Annotated in this window: 21 protein-coding genes and 1 pseudogene; 15 read left to right on the top strand and 7 right to left on the bottom strand. The window is 32.2% G+C overall.

The genetic code is table 11. From position 1 onward, the window contains the following. Positions 1-8 precede the first annotated feature (8 nt). Together PF022_RS01355 and PF022_RS01350 are read left to right on the top strand one after the other, a co-directional pair. The gene (locus PF022_RS01355; protein WP_271021069.1) at positions 9-203 is read left to right on the top strand and encodes a DUF5408 family protein; all 195 of its coding nucleotides are present in this window, start codon (positions 9-11) and stop codon (positions 201-203) included. A gap of 42 nt (positions 204-245) precedes the next feature. Beyond that, on the top strand, positions 246-806 hold the full coding sequence (locus PF022_RS01350; RefSeq protein ID WP_271022533.1) for a flagellar FLiS export co-chaperone: 561 nt from the start codon (positions 246-248) through the stop codon (positions 804-806). 16 nt (positions 807-822) lie between these two features. Here PF022_RS01350 and PF022_RS01345 read toward each other — a convergent pair whose 3' ends face one another. The 6 genes and pseudogenes from PF022_RS01345 to dnaG form a co-directional block, all read right to left on the bottom strand. Then, positions 823-1,713 (bottom strand): glycosyltransferase, encoded by an 891-nt coding sequence (locus tag PF022_RS01345; RefSeq protein ID WP_271021071.1) that lies wholly within the window; start codon positions 1,711-1,713, stop codon positions 823-825. 62 nt (positions 1,714-1,775) lie between these two features. Then, the gene (locus PF022_RS08885) at positions 1,776-2,183 is read right to left on the bottom strand and encodes a CZB domain-containing protein (RefSeq protein WP_442908569.1); all 408 of its coding nucleotides are present in this window, start codon (positions 2,181-2,183) and stop codon (positions 1,776-1,778) included. Between the two features lie 75 nt (positions 2,184-2,258). After that, positions 2,259-2,630 (bottom strand): annotated as a pseudogene (locus tag PF022_RS08880) (methyl-accepting chemotaxis protein); the annotation flags it as partial. 338 nt (positions 2,631-2,968) lie between these two features. Further along, positions 2,969-3,580, bottom strand: a complete 612-nt coding sequence (locus PF022_RS01335; protein WP_271021073.1) for a nitroreductase family protein — start codon at positions 3,578-3,580, stop codon at positions 2,969-2,971. A gap of 17 nt (positions 3,581-3,597) precedes the next feature. Then, complete coding sequence (locus PF022_RS01330; RefSeq protein ID WP_271021074.1) at positions 3,598-4,575, bottom strand: argininosuccinate synthase domain-containing protein; 978 nt, start codon at positions 4,573-4,575, stop codon at positions 3,598-3,600. Next, positions 4,553-6,214 carry a DNA primase gene (gene dnaG, locus PF022_RS01325; RefSeq protein WP_271022529.1) on the bottom strand — a complete coding sequence of 554 codons (1,662 nt, stop codon included), beginning with the start codon at positions 6,212-6,214 and terminating at the stop codon, positions 4,553-4,555. Before dnaG ends, PF022_RS01330 begins: the two co-directional genes overlap by 23 nt. 85 nt (positions 6,215-6,299) lie before the next feature. Between dnaG and PF022_RS01320 the strand changes: the two genes are divergently transcribed. The 13 genes from PF022_RS01320 to PF022_RS01260 all read left to right on the top strand — a co-directional run bounded on the left by PF022_RS01320 (position 6,300) and on the right by PF022_RS01260 (position 19,534). Continuing rightward, positions 6,300-7,334: a tetratricopeptide repeat protein gene (locus tag PF022_RS01320; protein WP_271022527.1), complete on the top strand. Its 1,035-nt coding sequence runs from the start codon at positions 6,300-6,302 to the stop codon at positions 7,332-7,334. Next, positions 7,309-7,770 (top strand): ribonuclease HI, encoded by a 462-nt coding sequence (rnhA, locus tag PF022_RS01315; RefSeq protein ID WP_271022524.1) that lies wholly within the window; start codon positions 7,309-7,311, stop codon positions 7,768-7,770. The genes PF022_RS01320 and rnhA overlap by 26 nt, the downstream gene beginning before the upstream one ends. Next, positions 7,739-8,428 carry a ribonuclease III gene (rnc, locus tag PF022_RS01310; RefSeq protein WP_271021078.1) on the top strand — a complete coding sequence of 230 codons (690 nt, stop codon included), beginning with the start codon at positions 7,739-7,741 and terminating at the stop codon, positions 8,426-8,428. Before rnhA ends, rnc begins: the two co-directional genes overlap by 32 nt. Further along, a complete protein-coding gene (gene aroC / locus PF022_RS01305; RefSeq protein ID WP_271022523.1) occupies positions 8,425-9,495 on the top strand; it encodes a chorismate synthase in 1,071 nt (356 codons plus the stop codon). Before rnc ends, aroC begins: the two co-directional genes overlap by 4 nt. Beyond that, positions 9,488-10,435 carry a hypothetical protein gene (locus PF022_RS01300; protein WP_271021080.1) on the top strand — a complete coding sequence of 316 codons (948 nt, stop codon included), beginning with the start codon at positions 9,488-9,490 and terminating at the stop codon, positions 10,433-10,435. Before aroC ends, PF022_RS01300 begins: the two co-directional genes overlap by 8 nt. 73 nt (positions 10,436-10,508) lie before the next feature. Continuing rightward, positions 10,509-12,038 carry a 4Fe-4S binding protein gene (locus tag PF022_RS01295; protein WP_271021081.1) on the top strand — a complete coding sequence of 510 codons (1,530 nt, stop codon included), beginning with the start codon at positions 10,509-10,511 and terminating at the stop codon, positions 12,036-12,038. A gap of 9 nt (positions 12,039-12,047) precedes the next feature. Continuing rightward, positions 12,048-12,650 carry a molecular chaperone TorD family protein gene (locus PF022_RS01290; RefSeq protein ID WP_271021082.1) on the top strand — a complete coding sequence of 201 codons (603 nt, stop codon included), beginning with the start codon at positions 12,048-12,050 and terminating at the stop codon, positions 12,648-12,650. Between the two features lie 66 nt (positions 12,651-12,716). Further along, on the top strand, positions 12,717-12,911 hold the full coding sequence (locus PF022_RS01285) for a twin-arginine translocation signal domain-containing protein (protein WP_271021083.1): 195 nt from the start codon (positions 12,717-12,719) through the stop codon (positions 12,909-12,911). Positions 12,912-12,932: 21 nt separating this feature from the next. After that, positions 12,933-15,758 carry a molybdopterin-dependent oxidoreductase gene (locus PF022_RS01280; protein ID WP_271022522.1) on the top strand — a complete coding sequence of 942 codons (2,826 nt, stop codon included), beginning with the start codon at positions 12,933-12,935 and terminating at the stop codon, positions 15,756-15,758. A gap of 10 nt (positions 15,759-15,768) precedes the next feature. After that, positions 15,769-16,395, top strand: a complete 627-nt coding sequence (gene fdh3B / locus PF022_RS01275) for a formate dehydrogenase FDH3 subunit beta (RefSeq protein ID WP_271021085.1) — start codon at positions 15,769-15,771, stop codon at positions 16,393-16,395. A gap of 10 nt (positions 16,396-16,405) precedes the next feature. Continuing rightward, complete coding sequence (locus tag PF022_RS01270; protein ID WP_271021086.1) at positions 16,406-17,347, top strand: formate dehydrogenase subunit gamma; 942 nt, start codon at positions 16,406-16,408, stop codon at positions 17,345-17,347. After that, complete coding sequence (gene fdhD, locus PF022_RS01265) at positions 17,337-18,113, top strand: formate dehydrogenase accessory sulfurtransferase FdhD (protein WP_271022520.1); 777 nt, start codon at positions 17,337-17,339, stop codon at positions 18,111-18,113. Before PF022_RS01270 ends, fdhD begins: the two co-directional genes overlap by 11 nt. Before the next feature lie 89 nt (positions 18,114-18,202). After that, positions 18,203-19,534: an MATE family efflux transporter gene (locus tag PF022_RS01260; protein WP_271021088.1), complete on the top strand. Its 1,332-nt coding sequence runs from the start codon at positions 18,203-18,205 to the stop codon at positions 19,532-19,534. On the opposite strand, the gene PF022_RS01255 is transcribed toward PF022_RS01260, so the two are convergent. Further along, positions 19,509-20,885: a sodium-dependent transporter gene (locus tag PF022_RS01255; RefSeq protein ID WP_271021089.1), complete on the bottom strand. Its 1,377-nt coding sequence runs from the start codon at positions 20,883-20,885 to the stop codon at positions 19,509-19,511. The genes PF022_RS01260 and PF022_RS01255 overlap by 26 nt on opposite strands. Positions 20,886-20,914: the final 29 nt, after the last annotated feature.

Here is a 20,914-nt window from a genome sequence, read left to right as displayed (position 1 = left end):
GAGAAGATATGGAATATATAGAAAACATCGCAAAAAGAGCAATAAAAATTGCAATTATCTCATGTGTAATTACTACAATTTTTGCATTTATAAGTTTATGGATTATGCTAAATCAAATAACCGCCACTGCAAATCTAGTAAAAGAACACAGAGAATTACAAAAAAAAGTAGAGCTATTAGAGCAAAATCAAAAAGTGGAATAAAAAATGCTTTAACACCATTTAAACCATAAATAAGGAGTTTAGATGGTATCTTCTATAAACCAATTTAATACAGGGAATGTATATCAAACTACACAACCAAAAGAAGCAACACAAGTAGCACAACCAGAATCTAATAGCGAAAACTCTCCAGTTGAGATTCAAGAATTGCCAAATGTATCAAATCAAACTTTAGAGATTCGTAAATTCACAGATGGTATCAAAGGTGCCAATGAAATGATAGGTGCAATGCAGATAGCAGATATAACGATAAATGCCATAAGCAATCAACTAAAAAGTGGTACAACAAATGTAAGTGCTCTAGATTCAACGGCAAAAGCAGCACAATTTAAAAATGAGCCATTGTTTGGTAAAGAGCTAAATTTACAATTAGCAGGAGAGAACATATCTGTTAGCCTACCTCTTCCTAGTCAGCTTGGTGAATTCCTGCCAAACAAACTAAGCGAAAAACATGATGAAATAATAGAAAAGATGACTGCAATTAGCAGACTAATAGAAAAAGCCAGTCTTCCTATTTCTAATAATAGCGGAAATTACGACTTTGAAAACTTTGATGCCAATACATTTAAAGATTTATTTAAATAAATAGAATCTAAAGATTCTATTTATTTCTAAATTTCATATCTATTATAGAATGGAAATCAATTTCTATATTTTGAAATTTAGATATAACATCTTTTGGCAAATATCTTTCTTTAAAATACTCGATAATGCTACCTTTCGGATATGTATGATTTTTAGGCAATCCATTTCTCTCCCACATGGCATTCCACATATGGAGACAATAAGCATTGCTAAAATCTACTATAGCATATGGAGAAATGAATTTTTCGATACAAAACCAATCAATTTCACAAAATACATTTGGACCAGCTACATGACTTTGTAGATTGTTTAAATTTATAAACTCGCTCAAAAAAACAGGACCAATAACACCCCATGGTATTTTGTCTATTTTTGTATTTCTATTCGAAAAATAAGAATCTATTTTATTTTTAGCAATAAAATTTATACTATTCATTACTTCACTATCTTTATTTGACTTTATCACACAAGTGGCAGCTTGAATTCCACTAGAATAAAGTTTCCTTTCACTAGCAAAAACAATATTATCTCTAATAACACTAAAATCTCTAAGGCATATGGTATCCATATCAACCCACCAACCACCAAACTTACACAATAATGAATATCTAAAATAATCGCTAAATGCTGCTATCCCGCCACCAGCACCAGTATCAAAAAACATTTCTCTTTTATTTATAATTTCATTAGCATCTCTTATTTCAAATAATTTAGAATTATCCACATAGCTTATGCAGTCTCGCAAAAATAGCATATAAGGATCTTTTGGATTGTAAGTATATAAGATAAATTTATTATTATTTGCTATATAGGAGGCTATACATAAAACTTCATTTATGCTAACTCTATCTACACTTCCTGTTTTATCATACCAAAAGCTATAAACAAAGGCATCACTATTACACATAAATAATACCTTTATATTTATTGTGCCTTTCTATGATATATATATATATATATATGGTCATACTACTTCCTTTCTTCTAGCTTTGAAGCAAGAAGTTTATCAAGCACTTCTACAACTCCATCGGATGCAATCTCACCACTTTTAAATGCAGACATAATATCAGCACAAGATTTTTCATTCTCAATACCATTTGCTCTAAATATATCTAACGCATTATTGAAGTTATCATGCACACCAGCATGAACTTGTTCTAATGAAGCATAATCAGGCAATTTACTAAAAAATTGCTTACCTGCACCTTCTTCATACCACTTTCCAAGCCTACACTCATGATGATTTGCAAGTTTTATTTCTCTATTATCATCTATGATAGCTTTATAACCATTCATTTTAAACAATAAGTGATCTAATTTTACAAGTCCTATAAATGTAGTATCAAGCACATTTTCAGAATCTTTTCTAACATTCATTGATGTTTGAGCAACTTCAGAGAATCTAGCAACCTCTCCATTTACATTTTCCATTTCATCTACTATATCTTCTGTTGTGCTTTGAACTTCAGAGAAATTTTGTCTTAAAACTTGAATATTCATTTCTATTTCTTTTGTAGCCTTTTGAGCTCTCTCTGCTAATTTTCTTACTTCATCTGCTACTACTGCAAATCCTCTACCATGTTCTCCTGCTCTTGCAGCTTCAATAGCTGCATTAAGTGCTAGTAGATTTGTTTGATCGCTTACATCTGTAATTAAATTTATCACATTGCTAATCGAATCTAAATCTTGATATACTTGAGTGATCATAGCCTGAAAACCAACTAGTTTCTCGCTTACTCCAGATATAGTCTCACTTATATTTGTTTCTAGTGTTCTTGTTTGTTCGTAATTTTTCAAAGAATCATGCTCTGCATGTTTTAACATATCAACTGATACAGAAAAATTATCTTGTAATATTTTAAGATTCTTAGCACATGAAGAAATAATCATATTTAGCATCTCACCACATAATTTATTCTTATTTGCCTCACTAAAACAACCAAAACTATCTAATTGTTCTTGCAATTCTTCATTTTTTGTATTGTAAGTTCTTAAATTATTTTCTAAAGATTCTACTTTTTGTCTTAATAGTTTGTTTTCTTGCAATAACTCTTCTTCTCTTTTACTGTTACCAAACATCAGTCTCTCCTCATTTATATTTTCACAGATTTTACAATAAAAATTTTAGTATTGTAAAATACACTGATACAATATCCAATTTCTTAGTCCAATCTTCTAATTATTTCCTCTTTAGCAAACCTTGTCTTTTTGGTTATATCACAAATTTTAGCCTTACCTACCACCAATATTATTGATGATCTCTCTTTAGTTACATCAAGCTTTAAATAACTATCCAACAAATCATTATCAAATCCACCTATAATACAAGAATCTAAACCAATAGCCTTTGTTGCATTTGCCAAATTCCCCAATGCCAAAAATGTCTGTTCTCTTGCATATGCGTATTTTTGGTTAATATCCATAGAATCTATAAAGGGCTTATATACTTTTATTCTTTTATCTAATTCTTCTTGCGACATATTTCTTTTTTGTAACTTTTCTACAAAGTATTCGCCAAAGTCGAGTCTAGCAACAAGTATAATAATTGCTCCACAAGCACCTACATGATTTTGATTTTTTGCAATTTTACATATTTCTTGTTTTCTTTCTTTGTTGGTTGTCACATAGAATCTCCAAGGCTCTAACCCCAATGAACTAGGAGATAATCTACCTGCTTCTAAAATATAATCTAATTGTTCTTTTGGGATACTTTCATCACCAAACTCTCTACAAGCATATCTTTGCTCAATTATTTTTTTAAATGTATCCTCCATTATACCCCTCCTTATTTTTATAGATTCAATAAATACTCTCTAGCACTATCTTTATTATCTATTGGGCTTCTCTCTATTGTATTGCCTTCAAAATTCACCTTATATAAACTACCAGCTTCAGTCTTTCCATATGCTAGAGTAATTGCAATTGCTAATTCTTTATCCTCATTTGTTGCTTCTTTTTCTATGAGTCCTAATGGTCCTTTGCAATCTACAAGCTCTATTTTGCTCATTTTAGGGTGATTAAATGATAGCTTTTCATTCTCATCTTGATTTCTAGCTATCACACATCTAGCACCATTTGGAAGCACAAAATACCTGCCATACTTTACAAGCTCCATATCTTCAAAAATAACTTCTCTATGACCATGCAAGTCTTTTATTTTGTTTGCTATGCTTGTATCTGTTAATAAACAACCACCACCAGGCTTCTCAAACACTTCAATGCCATAATCTTTTACAAGTTGCAATTGCCTATCTCTACCCCTACCATGTATATCAAGTAATTTTTCTCTATCTACCCAGCCATTTATCTCTGGTATTGTTGGAGGAAGCAACTTAGCACACATAGGACGCAAAATAAGCCCCTCTCCGCCACATAACCTCTCAACCTGCCCTAAAGCTTCACTTCTTTGACTCTTTGGTCTTTGACCTAATACCTCACCACTAATTACAAAACTGGCACCCTCTTCTTTCATCATGGATAAAGCATGAGAGAACATATTAGCATGGCAATCAATACATGGATTAAAGAATCTCCCATAGCCATATTTTGGCTTAAAAAGCACATCTTCAAAGAATTGCTTTTTAATATCTACTATTTTTAACTCAACTCCAACCTGTTTTAGTGTGTTTCTTAAAATCTCACTTTTATCTTTTCTTGCTCCAAAGCCTATGTTAAAATGAACCGCCAATACATCAATCCCTAAATCTTTTATAATCTTAATAGACAATAAACTATCAAGTCCGCCACTAAATAGAGCTAATGCTTTCATATATTACTAATTCTCCTGTTTTTAAAATTTTTAAATATTTTTGATAATTATCAAGCAAAGCAAGTTTTGTTGTAATATCAATAGTAGAATCTTGCTTTACTAACGCTATCTTATCATCATAATGCTTAGCAATAATCATAATTATTTGTTCTTTTAGCTCCTTTTTATTTAATGCAATTACATTTTCATCGCACATAATAGCTATTAGCTCACTATCTTCTAGCTCTCCATTTAGTAGCTTTAAATACGCACCTCTTTGTGATTTGAACATATCTATATCAAGATAATTCAATGCCAAATCAAGCAGAGATTCATCTTCCAAAATACTTTTAATAACGCATTTTTCAGCAATTCCATAAAAAGAATCGTTTCTTATTTTACTTTGTAATACTTCAAATGGTTTATTTATTTTAATTAAATGTTGAGGGATATTTAACCTATATGACAACCACGACTTATACTCCTCAAAGACAACTACGGATAACTGCTTTAAAAACGATATAGATTCATTTAGACAAGAATCTTTTTGCATTGGATTTTGTAAATCATATTTGTTTAAAATATCCACAAGCACAAATTCTATTAGTGGAATTGGATTTGAAAATAACTCTTTTAATTCCTTTATCTTACCACCTTGCACCATATCTGCTGGATCTAGCCCATCTTTAAAGATAACAACTCCACCATCTTTTCTAGCTAGAGATAATAAATTTGCAGCTTTTAGTGCCGCACTAATCCCTGCTCTATCTCCATCATAGGCTACTATTACTTTTGGATTACCTTTAGATATAAGGGGTAAATGCTCTTTTGTAAGTGCAGTTCCTAAAGTTCCAACCGCATTTGTAAAACCTGCTTGATGAAGCATGATTGTATCCATATAGCCTTCGGTTATAATTATTTCTTCTTTTTTATATATGGAATCTTTTGCTACATTATATCCATACAGAATCCTTGATTTATTAAAAAGCTCTGTATTGCTTGTATTTTTATATTTTGCTTGAGTTGTAGAATTAGTTAGGATTCTGCCTCCAAAGGCTACTAACTTATTGTTTTCATTTCGTATTGGAAATGTAAGTCTCTCACTTAAATATGCTACATATCGATTTTTATCATCTCTCCATAGCATTTTTGCTTCTGCTACTGCATTTAGATTCAAAAAATTATCTTGCATAAACTTTACAACTTCATGGCTCTTTGGTGCATATCCTAGCTCGAATCTATCCCTTAGACTATCTGTTATGCCTCTACTTTTTATATACTCTCTAATGCTTGGACTTAGGTTTTGCATATAAAATACATTTAATTTCTCTAAAATTCTATAATCTTCATTTGGCTTATATCTGCTATCTGTATAATCTAGCGATACATTAAACATCTTTGCTAGAGATTCTAAAGCACTTTGAAAATCTATCTTTTCATACTCCATGACAAACTTAATTGAATCCCCACTAACCCCACAACCAAAACAATGATAATATCCCTTATTATGATTTATAACAAAGCTAGGAGTTTTTTCATCATGGAATGGACAACATGCCTTATATGTAGCACCTGCCTTTTTTACTTCGATATACCTTGAAATTACATCTACAATATCTATACTTGCTTTTAATCTTTCTACACTCTCTTGCGTTATCACAACAAAACCTAAATATATTTTTAAGATTTATTATACTTTTAAATAATTAAAATATTAGTCATAAATCTAGCACTTGGGGTATATTTTGGAATTTCAATACAGAGATCCTCTCTTTAGCATAGTAATTTTAATATTTTGCATAGGGGTTATTAGTATTCTTGCATATTATTGGAACTACATAACAAGCAAACAAAAACAAAATGGTATTTTGAAGTTTATGAAAAACTTCGACTATGTTGGGTTTGATAATGAAATAAAAGAGTTTCTAGCACTAAGCCCAAATCCAATGCCTTCAATATTGTTTATGGCTAAAATGTATAGCAAAAGTGCAAATTATGAAAAAGCAATAAGACTATATCTAACGCTACTAAACAACATAAAAAACCCAATAGATAAAGTCCCAATTTTAGAATCTCTAAGTGATGTGTATTATAAAGCAGGATTCCCATTGCGTTCAAAAGAAATATGCTTAGAGATTCTAAAGCATTTCCCAAGAGATGAAGAAGCATTAAGAAAGCTAATTAAAATAAATGAGGAGCTAAGCCTCTATCAAGAAGCACTAGAAGCCTTAAAATGCTTAAAAGAAATAAAAGGCAACATGACAAAAGAAGAACTATATCTACAAGCTAAGATTCTAATAACCAGCAAAGAATCCAACAAAGAAAAAAAACTCCTAGAAATACTAAAAAAAGAAAAAAATCTATCAAGGATTATTTTGAGCTTTTTTAAAGACTTTTATCCAACACTATTTTGGCAGTGCGTTGAAGAACTAGAAAATAAGGACATATTAAATATACTTGATATTTTATGGAATACACAAATGCAAGAACTCCCAAGCAATCCTCTAAAATCAAAAATACTAAATGATATATATAAAACAAAGGGTTATTATGATGATGATAACTTCAAAAAAGAAACTTTTGAACTAGAATCTATATGTCTCTTGCAAAGAGAAGGTCATTATTTTGGCGACCTAAAATTTAGCTATAAATGTAATATTTGCAATGCAATCTCCCCACTTAGCTTTGATAGATGTCCGCATTGTGGAGAGATTTTAAGCATAAAATGTATAGCCACACTAAAGGAGAAAGAAAATGAAATGCGTTACTCTTTTTTGTGATGGCTCTTCACTTGGGAATCCCGGTGCTGGTGGCTGGTGCGGAATCCTAGATTATAAGGGCAAACGCAAAATAATAAGCGGTGGAGAATCTCACACTACAAATAATAGAATGGAACTAACTGCCCTAATACAATCACTAAAAGCACTAAAAGAACCATGTAATGTGCTTATTGTAAGCGATTCTAAATATGTGCTAGATGGAATCTCAAAGTGGCTACCTAACTGGATAGAGAAAAACTTCAGTAAAATTAAAAATCCTGACCTTTGGAAAGAATACATAGAAGTCTCAAAAATGCACAAAATAGATGTGATGTGGGTAAAAGGACATAATGGACATAAAGAAAATGAAATGTGCGATAATATCGCAAAAGAAGAAGCATTAAAATACAAACTTGGAGAACATAATGAATCTAATGCAGTTTCAAAAAGCAATTAATTATAAGTTCAAAAACATGACTATCCTAAAAGAAGCACTAACTCACAAAAGCCTTAAAAAAAGCACTCATAATGAAAGGCTAGAATTCTTAGGTGATGCTGTGCTTGATTTAATAATTGGAGAATATTTATTTTATAAATTCCCAACCTCACCTGAAGGTGAGCTATCAAAAATGCGTGCTGCTATGGTAAATGAAAAATCCCTCTCAAAAATCGCAAGATACCTACAAATGGGTGAAGTGCTATATATATCACAAAGCGAGGAAGCAAACTTAGGAAGAGAAAAAGATTCAATACTATCAAATGCGTTTGAAGCTGTGCTTGGTGCGATATATTTAGAGAGTAATTTAGAAGAAGTAAGAGAAATTGCAATACCGCTTTTTGAAAAAATATTCCCCAAAATAGACTTAAAACACTTATTTTACGACCACAAAACAAGTCTGCAAGAAATCACTCAAGCACTATTTGGGGTAATACCTGAATATAAATTAATAGATTCAAAAGGACCAGATCATAATAAAGAATTCATAATGGCTGTGTATATAGATAATAAAGAATATGCAATTGCAAGCGGAAAAAGCAAGAAAGTAGCTGAACAAAGCTGTGCAAAAATAGCACTAGAGATGATAGAAAGTAATTCTAAAAAAGGTGATAGATGAACACTTTTGGGGTTAGATTAAGACTTAGCACATTTGGAGAAAGTCATGGAGAAGCAATAGGTGGAATCTTAGATGGATTCCCAGCAGGACTTAAGATAGATAGAAAATTATTAAAACAAGAAATAACAAGACGACAAGGAGGCAGGAATCTATACTCAACACAAAGAAAAGAAGATGATATAGTAGAGATTCTAAGTGGGGTATTTGATGATACTACTCTAGGCACTCCAATAGGGTTTATAATAAAAAACAACAACACAAAATCAAATCACTACGATAATATAAAAGATATTTTTCGTCCCGGTCATGCTGATATTACATACTATAACAAATATGGTATCTATGATTATAGAGGTGGTGGCAGGGCTAGTGCTAGAGAAAGTGCTATTAGGGTTGCTGGTGGCGCATTTGCTAAAATGCTTTTAAGGGAGTTTAACATACAAGTGCAAAGTGGGATTCTTAGCATAGGAAACATAGAATGCAAAGATATAGACTTTAATAATGCACTTAAAAGCGAGATATATTCCCTTGATAAAAATATAGAAGAACTACAAAAACAAGAAATACTAAAACATAAAAATAACCACGATAGTATAGGCGGTGTTGCACTACTTAAGGCTAGTAATGTCCCAAAGGGGCTTGGAGAGGGGCTATATTATAAGCTAGATTCTGCAATAGGAAGCATACTTGGACTAAATGGTGTAAAAGCAGTAGAAATAGGAAGTGGAGTAGAATCCTCTAAAAAAACAGGAAAAGAAAATAATGATGAAATAGATACAAATGGATTTCTAACAAATAATGCAGGTGGTATGTTAGGAGGGATAAGCAATGGAGAAGAAATTATTATTAAACTACATTTCAAACCAACACCAAGTATATTTATCCCACAAAAAAGCATAGATAAAAATAACAAAGAAACAATATGTCATATAAAAGGCAGACATGATCCATGTATCGCCATTAGAGGGAGTGTTGTAGGAGAATCTATGCTTTCTTTAATCTTAGCTGATATGCTACTTTTAAATGCAAGTAGCACAATTCAATCATTAAAAAAAATATATGCTTAGAGCAGTAATTTTTGCCGATGGCAAATGCGGGGTTGGACTAGGACATATCTCAAGGGCTAAGGCACTAAAATATCAGCTAGAACTTCTTAATATAGAATCTCTACTTTTAGATTCAACTCTACTAGAGAGTTTTGTAGAAAATGAATCTAATACTTGGAGTAAAGAGCTATTAGTTATAGATTCTTACACTCTCCCACTTTCTTTATATACTCTAGCTTCAAAAGTAGCAAAAAAATGTATGTTTTTTGATGATTATTTTAGGCTTGATTATCCAAGTGGCATAATTGTAAATAACGCCTTTAACCAAAATATAGACAATTATAAAGCAAAATATAAAAATCATTCATTGCTAATAGGCAGAAATTTCATGCTTCTGCAAGCAGAATTCTTACAAGCCTTGCAACAAAACCTAAAAAACCAACCAAAAATAAATAAGCAAATAAAAAAGATTCTAATAACACTAGGTGGAGATGATATATTAAACCTAACACAATTTATAATAGATGTAATAAATAGCGTAAATGAAAACCTTAAAATATATTGCATACATAAGAATCTAAAAGAAAAAAACTGCCTCTATAATCTAAGTCCCAAAGAAATGGTAGCACTAATATCAAGCATGGATTTATGCATATCTGCATGCGGTCAGAGTCTAGGCGAGATTCTAGCTTGTGGGAGACCATGTATAGCACTAGAAGTAGCACAAAACCAAAGAGGTAACCTAGAGGGCTTTAAAGATTCTATTTTCTACATAAAAGAAGCATGGAAGTTAAATAAAGATGAAATACAAAATATGCTTTTAGAGCATTTAAAAAACATAAAAAATCAAAAAACAAGAGAAGAACTATCACAAAATTCACTTAAAATACTAAACAACACAAGTAAATGGACAACAGAATTACATCATATTTTCGGCAATAAAATGTTAAAAATTAATTGACTTTTTCTATAAAATCAACTAGAATTAGGGCGTTCTTTATAGCATTAAGTAAAATTATTTTTAAAGAAAGAGTATGATAATAAATAAACATATAAAAACAGAACTAATAGATAAAACCCTGCCAAACTATAATACAAAGCTAAAAATAATAGAAGAAACACAAGAAATAATAGATAGCTTTTTGCTTGATTCAACAAAAAGTGCTGATATAGATAATAAAGTCGCACTACTTTACTCTGCAGATAATGATGAAATTCCAAGTATTATTACAAACTTTAAAGAAAGCCTAGAGGAAAGTGAGCATAAATTTAATGCCTCATTACTTGATATAAATAATATCACTCTTTTTAGTGGTAGTTTTGGTAATTTCACAGCTACATTTAGCGATGATTCATCAGCTACTTTTTCTCAAGCGGTGCTATTTGTCCATGATGATAATTTAATTAGATTTAATGGAGTATATAGCGTTGCTGACTTTGAATCTCCACCTGCATTGATAGAATGTCTAGGTAAAAATATAGGCACATACACATATAAAGAGGTGATTTCGTATAAAGATGATTATTGCCAATACAATGAAAGAAGAGAGAAGCATTGTGCAAAATGCGTAGATATATGCCCTACTTTTGGAGTTGGCGGAGATGATAGCATTATGAAACTAGTATTCTCTCATATAGACTGTATATCTTGTGGAGCATGTATAGGCGTGTGTCCTACAAACTGCTTAGAATATGAAGAACTACCAAAAGAAGGGTTAGAAGAAATAATAGATTTATATAAAGATACTAAAGTATTTTTATGTGATTATAGCGGGTATGAAGAACTTGTAAATAACAATATAATACTAGACGAATCCCTAACTCCAATGGTATTACCAAATATAAAAATGCTAAATGAAAATGACTATCTAACAATCCTCCAAACAAGCGGATATGATGTTGTAATCTATAACAAAAATAGCATTTTAGAATCTGTAGTATCATTCATTAACAATATAACAAATCAAATTTACAATAGAGATTCTCTACTAATAGCTGATATACACAATATAAACGAACTATCAAACAAAGCCCAAAAATTCGCAGAATATCTGTATAAAAATAGATATTCTAAACCATATAGAGAATCCTTTTCACAAAGAATTCAATACATGATAAAAGACAAAGATTACGGAATGGCACAAAGCATAGCACCTACATACTATGGAAACATAAGTATAAATAAAGAAAAATGTACATTATGTCTATCATGCGTAGGTGCTTGTAATGTAAATGCTATTTTTGCTAGAAGTGATGATTTCTCTTTAAGATTTAATCCTTCTATATGCACTACCTGTGGATATTGTGTAGATTCATGCCCTGAAAAGGTAATTGAATTGCATAGAAATGGAATGGAACTAAACTCAAACTACTTCAAAAGTAAAGAATTAACCAAAGATGAGCCATTTAAATGTGTAGAGTGCGGAAAAGTATTCTCTACTAAAAAATCAATAGACAAGATTGCAACGATGATGAGTGTAGCATTTGCTAACGATCCTAAAAAGCTAAAGACATTGCAATGTTGCTCTGATTGCAAAGTTAAAGTAATGTTTGCAACCAACTAAAGGAAATACATGATTCAAGACTTAACACCAATTGAGAGAGAAAATCTGACAAATGCAAGAATCTTATATTATGACTTCTTTTATGGATTATTTGTTTTTGAAATGCTAGATAATAGAGGAGAAGTTTTAAAGCAACAATTACAAGTTATCTCACAAGCACTAATCGATGAAAATCTACTAGAAAATATACAACACCTACAAAATGAAGTATCCACAAATAACACAAAAAGATTCATAGAAGAGCACTCAAAAATGTTTGCATTACCATTTGGTGCAAAACAAGTTGGAATGCATTTATCTCATTATTATGAAAATTGCGTAGGTGGTGATAGTCTTTTAAAAATAAAAGCCTTAGTAAAGCAAAGCGATGTTAGAGTAGATACATCTCTTTTCAAAGAAACAGAAGAGCATTTAGGCTTTATTTGTGGGTTTATATCATATCTACTAAAGAACAACCAAGATGAATTAGCAAAAGAAGTTTTTTTACTAGCAAAAGATGCGTTTTTTGGTCTATGTAAAGAGTTGCAAGAAAGAAGAGATTCTGATTTATATTTAGATATAGCACTTATTTTAGAATCTTTTTTAAAATTTGAAAGTGAGATTATTAAGTAATCTCACAAAAGTCTTTTATGGAAGGCTTTTGTGGGATTATCCCAAATCTCAAAACAAGGAGACACTATGGAGAAAAGTAGGCGTGAATTTCTAAAAACCGCCACTAAAACTTCAGTGGCAGTAGCTGGTGTTAGTATAGCATTAGCAGGTTGTAGCAAGAAAGGCACAAGTGAGAATCTTGTAAGGGGGAAATCTCCTAAAGAAGAGATTCTTTATCAAAAAACACAACAATGGGATATGTATTATTCTGTTGCAAAATAATTCTAAATTAAGGAGGCTAAAATGAGCGAAGCGATCAAAAGACGCAACACTAGGCGTGCGTTTTTAAAGATGACTGCTCTTGGAAGCTTGGCTAGTGCTAGTGTAGCACTTGGTGCAGATAGTCAAAAAACTATGCGTCCAGCCACAGCTCAAGAGTTAAAAGAAAGATATCCAAATTCACAAAAAATCAAAACAATTTGCACTCACTGCTCTGTAGGTTGCGGTGTAATTGCTGAAGTTGTAGATGGAGTTTGGGTTAGACAAGAAGTTGCACAAGATCACCCAGTTTCTCAAGGTGGGCACTGCTGTAAAGGTGCAGACTTGATTGATAGAGCAAGAAGTGAAACTAGACTTAGATATCCATTAGAGAAAAAAGATGGAAAATGGGCTAGAGTAAAATACGATGAAGCAATGGATAAAATTGCTGAAAAACTTAAGCAAATTAGAGAAGAAAGTGGACCTGATGCAGTTATGTTCTTAGGTAGTGCTAAATGTTCTAATGAACAAAGCTACTATATAAGAAAATTTGCAGCATTTTTTGGAACAAATAACATAGACCATTGTGCTAGAGTTTGACACAGCCCGACAGTCGCTGGTGTAGCGAATACATTTGGGTATGGTGGAATGACTAATCACCTTGGCGATATGATGTTTTCAAAATATATTTTAGTTATTGGTGCAAATCCAGCTGTTAATCACCCTGTATCAATGGTGCATATCTTAAGAGCAAAAGAACAAGGTGCTAAACTTGTTTGTATTGATCCAAGATTTACAAAAACAGCAGCTAAATGTGATGAGTTCCATAGAATAAGAAGCGGAACTGATATAGCTTTTGCTTATGGTTTATTAAATCACATAATCGAAAACAAGCTATATGATGAAAAGTTCCTACAAGAGCGTGTTTATGGTTATGAAGAAATTATTGCAGAAGCAAAAAAATTCCCACCAGAAGTAGCAGCTGATATCTGTGGAATCCCAGCTGATGCAATCCGTCATATAGCTGAAGAAATGGCTAGTGCAAAACCTGCAAGCCTTATTTGGAATCAAGGTTTAACACAACACACAGTAGGAACTAGCAACACAAGAATAATGCCTATTTTACAAATGTTCTTGGGTAATATTGGTAAAAATGGTGGTGGTGTGAATATTCTAAGAGGACATGATAATGTTCAAGGTGCTTCTGATATGAACAATCTATCAGATTCTCTACCTGGTTATTATGGTCTTGGAGAGCCTGCATGGAGACATTTCTGTAAGCACTGGGGTGTAGAGTATGACTGGATGCTAAACAGATTTAAAGATAAAAAAATGATGGAAAAAACAGGCTTTGCACACTCTACATGGAAGTTTGGTGTTTTAGATGATGAAAATGCAGCAAACAATGGCGGGACTAAGCTTAGGGCATTGGTTGTTATTGGCTCTGGTATGACTACTGTATCACTTTTAAATTTACAAAAGAAAGCTACGGATATGCTAGATTTAGTAGTATTTGTAGATCCTTATGTAAATGACCTGGCAATATATAGCGATAGAAGCGATAATCTATTTATGTTACCTGCTGCTTCACAAATGGAAACTGCCGGTTCAGTTGCTGCAACTAATAGAAGCTATCAGTGGAGAAGTAAGGTTATGGAACCTCTATTTGAGTGTCGTCCAGATGAAGAATTCTTATTTGGATTAGCTGATAGATTAGGATTCTTAAAGGAAATGCAGTGGAGATTATATGATATTGCAAAGTCAAAAGGTAGAACAGAATTTATTTGGCCTGATGATGCAACAACAGAATTAACACAAAGCATAAGAAGCATAGGTCTTCAAGGTATGAGTCCAGAAAGACTAAAAGCTCACCAAGAAAATTGGCATATGTTCGATAAAGTAACACTAGAAGGAACTGGACCATTTAAGGGAGATTATTATGGATTACCATGGCCTTGCTGGAGTGATAAGCACCCCGGAACTCCTGTAATGTATAATGATAGTATCCCTGTTATGCGTGGAGGTATGGGATTCCGTGTGAATTGGGGAACAACAAGCCCTGATGGTAAGAGTATGCTAACAAATAGATCATTGCCTAACTCTAAACATATTGGAGGACATGCACCTGTAACTGCAGCTAATGCTGAATCTCTAGGTATAAAACTAACAGAAGAAGAAAAGAAAGCGGTAGCTGGAAGCACTTTTGCGTTAGGAATCGGTAATAACATACTAGTAGAAAAAGCACTAGAAGCTGGTCTATGTCCTTATGGTAATGGTAAGGCTAGAGCAAAGGTATGGAATTGGTATGACCAAATACCACTACATAGAGAGCCACTGCATTCAGTAAGAGGTGATTTGGTAAGCAAATATCCTAGCTTCCCAGATAAAAAAGATCACTTTAGAGCAAATATCCAATATGAATCTAGACAAAAAGAAAGAGATTGGGTAAAAGAATTCCCTGTAAATATGCTAAGTGGAAGACTTGTTGCTCATATGGGAACTGGTGCTGAGACTAGAAGTGCAAAATATCTAGCTGAAGTTGAAGGTGAAATGTTTGTAGAAATCCACCCTGATAAAGCTTCAGAGCTAAATATTAAAAATGGCGATCAAGTATGGTTGCACGGAACAAATGGTGCTAAGATTCTAGTTCCTGCAAAAATATCAACAAGAGTGGATTACAATAGCGTTTGGCTACCTCAAAACTTCTCTGGTTTAGATCAAGGAGAATCTAGACTTGATAAGTATCCTGAAGGCACAAAGCCTTATGTAATTGGTGAATCTGCTAATATGATTTCAAGTTATGGCTTTGATTACAACTCTGCTTGTCCAGAGACAAAATGCGGTCTATGCAGAATCGAAAAAGCACAATAAAGGATAAACTATGAGTAATACAACAAATATTTTAGATAATTTCTCAAGAATCAAATTTTATTGTGATACAAACAGATGTATAGAATGTCATGGGTGTGATGTAGCTTGTAAAGAGGCTCATCACTTGCCTGTTGGAGTAAATAGAAGAAGAGTTGTTGTGCTAAATGAAGGTCAAGTAGGCAAAGAAAGTGCTGTTTCAATTGCTTGTATGCACTGCTCTGATGCACCTTGTGCTCAAGTGTGTCCTGTAGATTGCTTCTATATTAGAGCAGATGGGATTGTATTACACGACAAAAAGACTTGCATAGGTTGTGCTTACTGCCTTTATGCTTGTCCGTTTGGTGCACCACAATTCCCTAAAAATGGAGTATTTGAAAGTCGTGGTTCAATGGATAAATGTACATTCTGTGCTGGTGGTCCTGAAGAGACAAATAGTAAAGAAGAATATGAACTATATGGACAAAACAGAATAGCAGAAGGTAAAGTGCCTATGTGTGCTAGTATGTGTTCAACTAAAGCTCTACTAGCTGGAAGTAGCGAAGAAGTAGCCAATATAATCACTCATCGTGCAACAATGAGGGGAGAAAATATTCCAAATGCTGTGCCAAATGTGTGGAAAACTGCCTATGGTAACTAAGGAGGGTTTTATGAAAACAATTAAAACTTTCTTATTAATGTTATTTATAGCTTTTAGCAACTTAGCATTTGCAGCAAACCCTAGTGTTCCACAAGAGGGAGGTAAGCAATATGCTGAAGTAATAAAGGGCAATGATACTTTAATGGTAAATCCTATGAATAAAAATTTATATGGTGGTCCAGAAGTAGAAGCAATCAAAAATTGGGGGATTCATTCTCCTAATGCGGTTGGTTGGGGAAATATATTTACTATTTTACAAGGTAATTATTTCTCAACTATATTTGCCATTATAGTAATTTTAGTGCCTCTTGCATTTCTAACACATTTTATGGTTGTTGGTCAAAAAAAGTTTGAGCATGGCAAGAAAATAAGAGTATTTTCTAACTACAACATAATAGTTCACTGGTGTGCTGCTGTGCCTTTTGTAGTGCTATGCTTAACTGGTCTTGTTATGATTTTTGGGGATAAACTTGGTGGTGGCTCTTTTGTAAGATTTGCTAGAGATGTTCATGGTATTGCTACTATATTGTTTGTAATATTTGGTGTATTGATGTTTTTAATGTGGATTAAACACGCACTATTTAGAGCATACGACATACAATGGCTAATGATAATGGGCGGATACTTAAGTAAGGAGAAAAAACCAGTTCCAGCTGGCAAATTTAATGCTGGTCAAAAAATGTGGTTTTGGGTTTGCACAGTTGGTGGCTTTATTATGGCTATATCTGGTGCTTATATGTATTTTCAATTTGCAGATATTGAGACATTAAGAATGATGGCGTTATTGCATAATGTGCTTGGATTTTTAGTGATTGCACTATTAATTACACACATATATATGGCAGTATTTGCGATTGAAGGTGCATTAAACTCAATAATAGACGGACATATGGGCGAAGAAGAAATAGCTATACTACATAGCTACTACTACAAAGAAATAAATGCTGCATAAAGTCCTAAATATACAAACCATATCTCCTAGTGGCTATACAGCCACTAGAGAAGATAGCGTCATACAAGAAGAAAGAATTGCTTTTTTTTTAAATAATCAAAAACTACTATCAGTAATGTCTCTACCAAAAGACCAAGAATCTCATATAGTAGGATTCTTATTGAGTGAAGGTGTGATTGACAATGTAGATCAAATATCATCTATAAAAGTTAGTGAAAATGGGCTATCTGTAAATATAGAGGCAAACATAGATAAATCTAAACTAGATGGATTATTTAAGGAAAAAACTCTAACTTCTGGGTGTTGCGTCGGCGTAGCTGGTAACTTAGAGGAAAATGTCATTGAAAAATTTGTAAATACAAATTATAAAGTATCAACAAATAGAATCTTTGAATTATTAAGACAATTTGAACAAAGTAGCGAACTTTTTAACCTTACAGGTTGCGTCCATAAGGCTATGCTTGTTTTAGAATACCAAACACTAATAAGCGAAGATATAGGAAGACACAACGCAATAGATAAAGTAATGGGAAAAGCTGCATTAAATAAATTAGATAAAACAGATTCAATATTATTTGTAAGTGGTAGGCTATCACTAGAGATGGTAATAAAAGCAGTGATGCATAATATACCAATAGTGGTTTCAAAAGCTGCAGCAACTTACATGGGAGTAAAAGCAGCCCAAGAAACAGGAGTAACTCTAATAGGGTTTGCTAGAGGCAATAATGCTAATGTATATACTCACAGCGGACGAATCACAACATAATATGATACAATACACAAATGGACTAACTAGATACATGCACTCTCATTAAACATCTAAAAATTATTTAAATATATCGGAGATTCAACTCTATGAGTGATTTTAAGAGTTTACATCCAATTAAACTTCTATCAAAATATGCTATGCCAAATATGGTTAGTGCTATATTTTTTTCCATTTATTTTATTGTAGATTCTATTTTTGTTGGATTTTTCTTGGGTAAAGATGCACTAGCTTCAATGGCACTTGTAATGCCATTTATCATCATATCATTTGGCTTATCAGACATGATAGCTATTGGTTCTTCAGTGCAGATATCCATGTTACTTGGCAAAGCAAAACACTTAAAAGCAAACAATATATTTAGTGCAAGCATTTGTATTATTATTGTAATCTCATCTATAATGGCTTTTATAGGGTATTTTCTAGTGCCATTAGCTTTGGATATTTTTAACACGAATGAAAATATAAAAAGCATGAGCTTAGAATACCTAAATATTTTTTGTTATTTTTATCCTTTTGTTGCCATACCTTTTGCCATTGATAGCTATCTTAGAATCTGTGGCAAAAATATATATAGTATGGCTAACAATATAATAATTTCTATAACAAATATAGTGCTAGATTATTTGTTTATTGTGGAATTATCTTTAGGTTTAGCAGGTGCTGCACTTGCAACTTGCATTGGTTTTACACTTGGAGCGATAATAGGCTTATATCCATTTCTAACCAATAAGCTAACTTTAAAATTTACAAAATTCTATATAAGCCTTGCTTCTTTTCAAAATATTATTTTAAATGGTTCATCAGAATTTCTAAGCAATATCTCAAGTCAAGCCTTAGCCATTTTGGTAAATTATATAATCCTAAAAATATCAACCATAGAATATGTTGCAATATTTTCCATTATTTCTTATATCGATACATTTATAATGTCAGCTATAATCAGCATTTACGATTCAATGCAACCAAGCTTCAGTTATAATTACGCTACAAAGAATAAAGCAAGATTAAAGTGGATTGCAAAATACACTATGATTCTTGCATTTTTAGTATCTCTTATAGCGTTTATCATAGTAACAATATTTGGAGAAGAAATTTTCTCTGTATTTATAAAAAAAGGCGAAGAATTTCTAATACCGCTTGGAGTTAGTGCTTTATTGATTTTTTCATTCAATTTTTTAGTTGCATGGTTTAATCTTTTTATTGGTTCATATCTAACCGCATGTAATGAAGTCAAAAAATCACTCGCCATCTCATTGTTAAACAACTTAATATCTCCTTTTATTGTGTTGTTAATATTAAGTCAATTGCTAGGCATAAATGGTGTTTTAATAACTTCTTTTGTTGCTGAAATTTTAGTAATGCTTATATCGATAAGAATCTTAAAAAATAGCTTCAAACTTTCAGAACAAAGCCACTAACAAAAATGACAATAATTATAAATGGGACAAAATATTTTATATACCCAAACCACAATAGGCTAAACTTGCTTCTACCATTATAATTATTGAGCTCATCAATAGAATCTTCACCTATAACCCAACCTACAAAAATCACAGAACCAAGTGCAGTCAATACAAAAAATATATTTCCACTTACAAAATCAAATGTATCAAATATATTTCTGCCAAAAATAATAATATCACTCCAAGGTCCATAAGTTAAGACACATGGGATATTACCAGCAATAAAAACCGCAATAAGTGTTAGATTCACAGCATTTTTATGTCGCATTTTAAACTTTTCTTCTAATACACTAATTATTACCTGATAGATAGTAATAGAAGTCGTAAGTGCAGCTAACAACAATAGCACAAAAAACAATACCGCAAAGAATCCTCCAAAATGCATATGAGAAAATGCAATAGGCAAACTCTTAAACACCAATGAAGGACCAGAATCAGGCGATAAGCCAACACTAAAGAGTGAAGGAAAAATCATAAAACCAGCCAAAAAAGCTATTAAAGTATTTACAACGCCTGTTATTGTGGCAGTTTTTACTAAATTTTCCTCTTTGCTCAAATGCGAAGATAGTGTAATAATCACACCAAACCCTAAAGATAAAGCAAAAAATACTTGTCCTAAAACATATAAAAATAATTGTGGCGTAATGGCAGAGAAATCTGGAATCAAATAAAACTTAATCCCTTCTAAAGCTCCATCAAGTGTAAAATTCCTAGCAATCATTAATAAAAGACATACAAATAATAATGGCATAAGCCACTTAACTGACCTCTCTATCCCCTCAATAATTCCCTTTCGTAAAATAAACCAATTTATCACAACAAACAAAAATGTATATATACCTATTAGAAGCGGTGAATTTTCTATATTATCTGTATAAAATTTAGAAGTAGCTTCACTTGTAATAGCCTTTGATAAGTCAAGTCCGATATTTGAATTAAAAAATGAAGTGAAGATATTTACAATATATGATATAACCCAACCACCAAGAACCATATAATAAGCCAAAATACCAAATGAGCCTATAAGTCCCATGTATCCAAAAATTTTCCAATATTTGCTAATATCCTTCTTATTTACACTAAAAGCATCTACAGAGTTCTTGTGAGACATTCTTCCTATGACATTTTCAACCAAGATTATAGGAATCCCAACCAAAATCATAGCTAAAATAAATGTAAGCACATAAGCACCACCACCATTTTCGCCAACTAAATATGGAAAACGCCAAGTGGCTCCAAAGCCTATAGTAGCACCAGCAACAGTTAAAATATAAGTAAATCTATTTGTCCACGTTTGTCTTTGCATAAAAGTGATTGTATCTATAATTTTCTAAA

This window comes from Helicobacter sp. WB40, from assembly GCF_027859275.1.
GTDB lineage: Bacteria > Campylobacterota > Campylobacteria > Campylobacterales > Helicobacteraceae > Helicobacter_D > Helicobacter_D ibis.
The sequence above is the reverse complement of the archived record's forward strand: the minus strand, read 5'-3'. Positions and strand labels throughout refer to the sequence as shown.

What these genes read in the sequence shown, in the direction of transcription:
- rnhA (WP_271022524.1), top strand. Translation starts at nt 7,309, where the DNA reads ATGAAATGCGTTACTCTTTTTTGTGATGGCTCTTCACTTGGGAATCCC.
- rnc (WP_271021078.1), top strand. Translation starts at nt 7,739, where the DNA reads ATGAATCTAATGCAGTTTCAAAAAGCAATTAATTATAAGTTCAAAAAC.
- PF022_RS01355 (WP_271021069.1), top strand. Translation starts at nt 9, where the DNA reads ATGGAATATATAGAAAACATCGCAAAAAGAGCAATAAAAATTGCAATT.
- PF022_RS01300 (WP_271021080.1), top strand. Translation starts at nt 9,488, where the DNA reads ATGCTTAGAGCAGTAATTTTTGCCGATGGCAAATGCGGGGTTGGACTA.
- PF022_RS01255 (WP_271021089.1), bottom strand. Translation starts at nt 20,885, where the DNA reads ATGCAAAGACAAACGTGGACAAATAGATTTACTTATATTTTAACTGTT.
- PF022_RS01290 (WP_271021082.1), top strand. Translation starts at nt 12,048, where the DNA reads ATGATTCAAGACTTAACACCAATTGAGAGAGAAAATCTGACAAATGCA.
- aroC (WP_271022523.1), top strand. Translation starts at nt 8,425, where the DNA reads ATGAACACTTTTGGGGTTAGATTAAGACTTAGCACATTTGGAGAAAGT.
- PF022_RS01270 (WP_271021086.1), top strand. Translation starts at nt 16,406, where the DNA reads ATGAAAACAATTAAAACTTTCTTATTAATGTTATTTATAGCTTTTAGC.
- PF022_RS01345 (WP_271021071.1), bottom strand. Translation starts at nt 1,713, where the DNA reads ATGTGTAATAGTGATGCCTTTGTTTATAGCTTTTGGTATGATAAAACA.
- PF022_RS01260 (WP_271021088.1), top strand. Translation starts at nt 18,203, where the DNA reads ATGAGTGATTTTAAGAGTTTACATCCAATTAAACTTCTATCAAAATAT.
- fdh3B (WP_271021085.1), top strand. Translation starts at nt 15,769, where the DNA reads ATGAGTAATACAACAAATATTTTAGATAATTTCTCAAGAATCAAATTT.
- PF022_RS08885 (WP_442908569.1), bottom strand. Translation starts at nt 2,183, where the DNA reads ATGAATGTTAGAAAAGATTCTGAAAATGTGCTTGATACTACATTTATA.
- PF022_RS01335 (WP_271021073.1), bottom strand. Translation starts at nt 3,580, where the DNA reads ATGGAGGATACATTTAAAAAAATAATTGAGCAAAGATATGCTTGTAGA.
- PF022_RS01350 (WP_271022533.1), top strand. Translation starts at nt 246, where the DNA reads ATGGTATCTTCTATAAACCAATTTAATACAGGGAATGTATATCAAACT.
- fdhD (WP_271022520.1), top strand. Translation starts at nt 17,337, where the DNA reads ATGCTGCATAAAGTCCTAAATATACAAACCATATCTCCTAGTGGCTAT.
- PF022_RS01285 (WP_271021083.1), top strand. Translation starts at nt 12,717, where the DNA reads ATGGAGAAAAGTAGGCGTGAATTTCTAAAAACCGCCACTAAAACTTCA.
- PF022_RS01330 (WP_271021074.1), bottom strand. Translation starts at nt 4,575, where the DNA reads ATGAAAGCATTAGCTCTATTTAGTGGCGGACTTGATAGTTTATTGTCT.
- PF022_RS01295 (WP_271021081.1), top strand. Translation starts at nt 10,509, where the DNA reads ATGATAATAAATAAACATATAAAAACAGAACTAATAGATAAAACCCTG.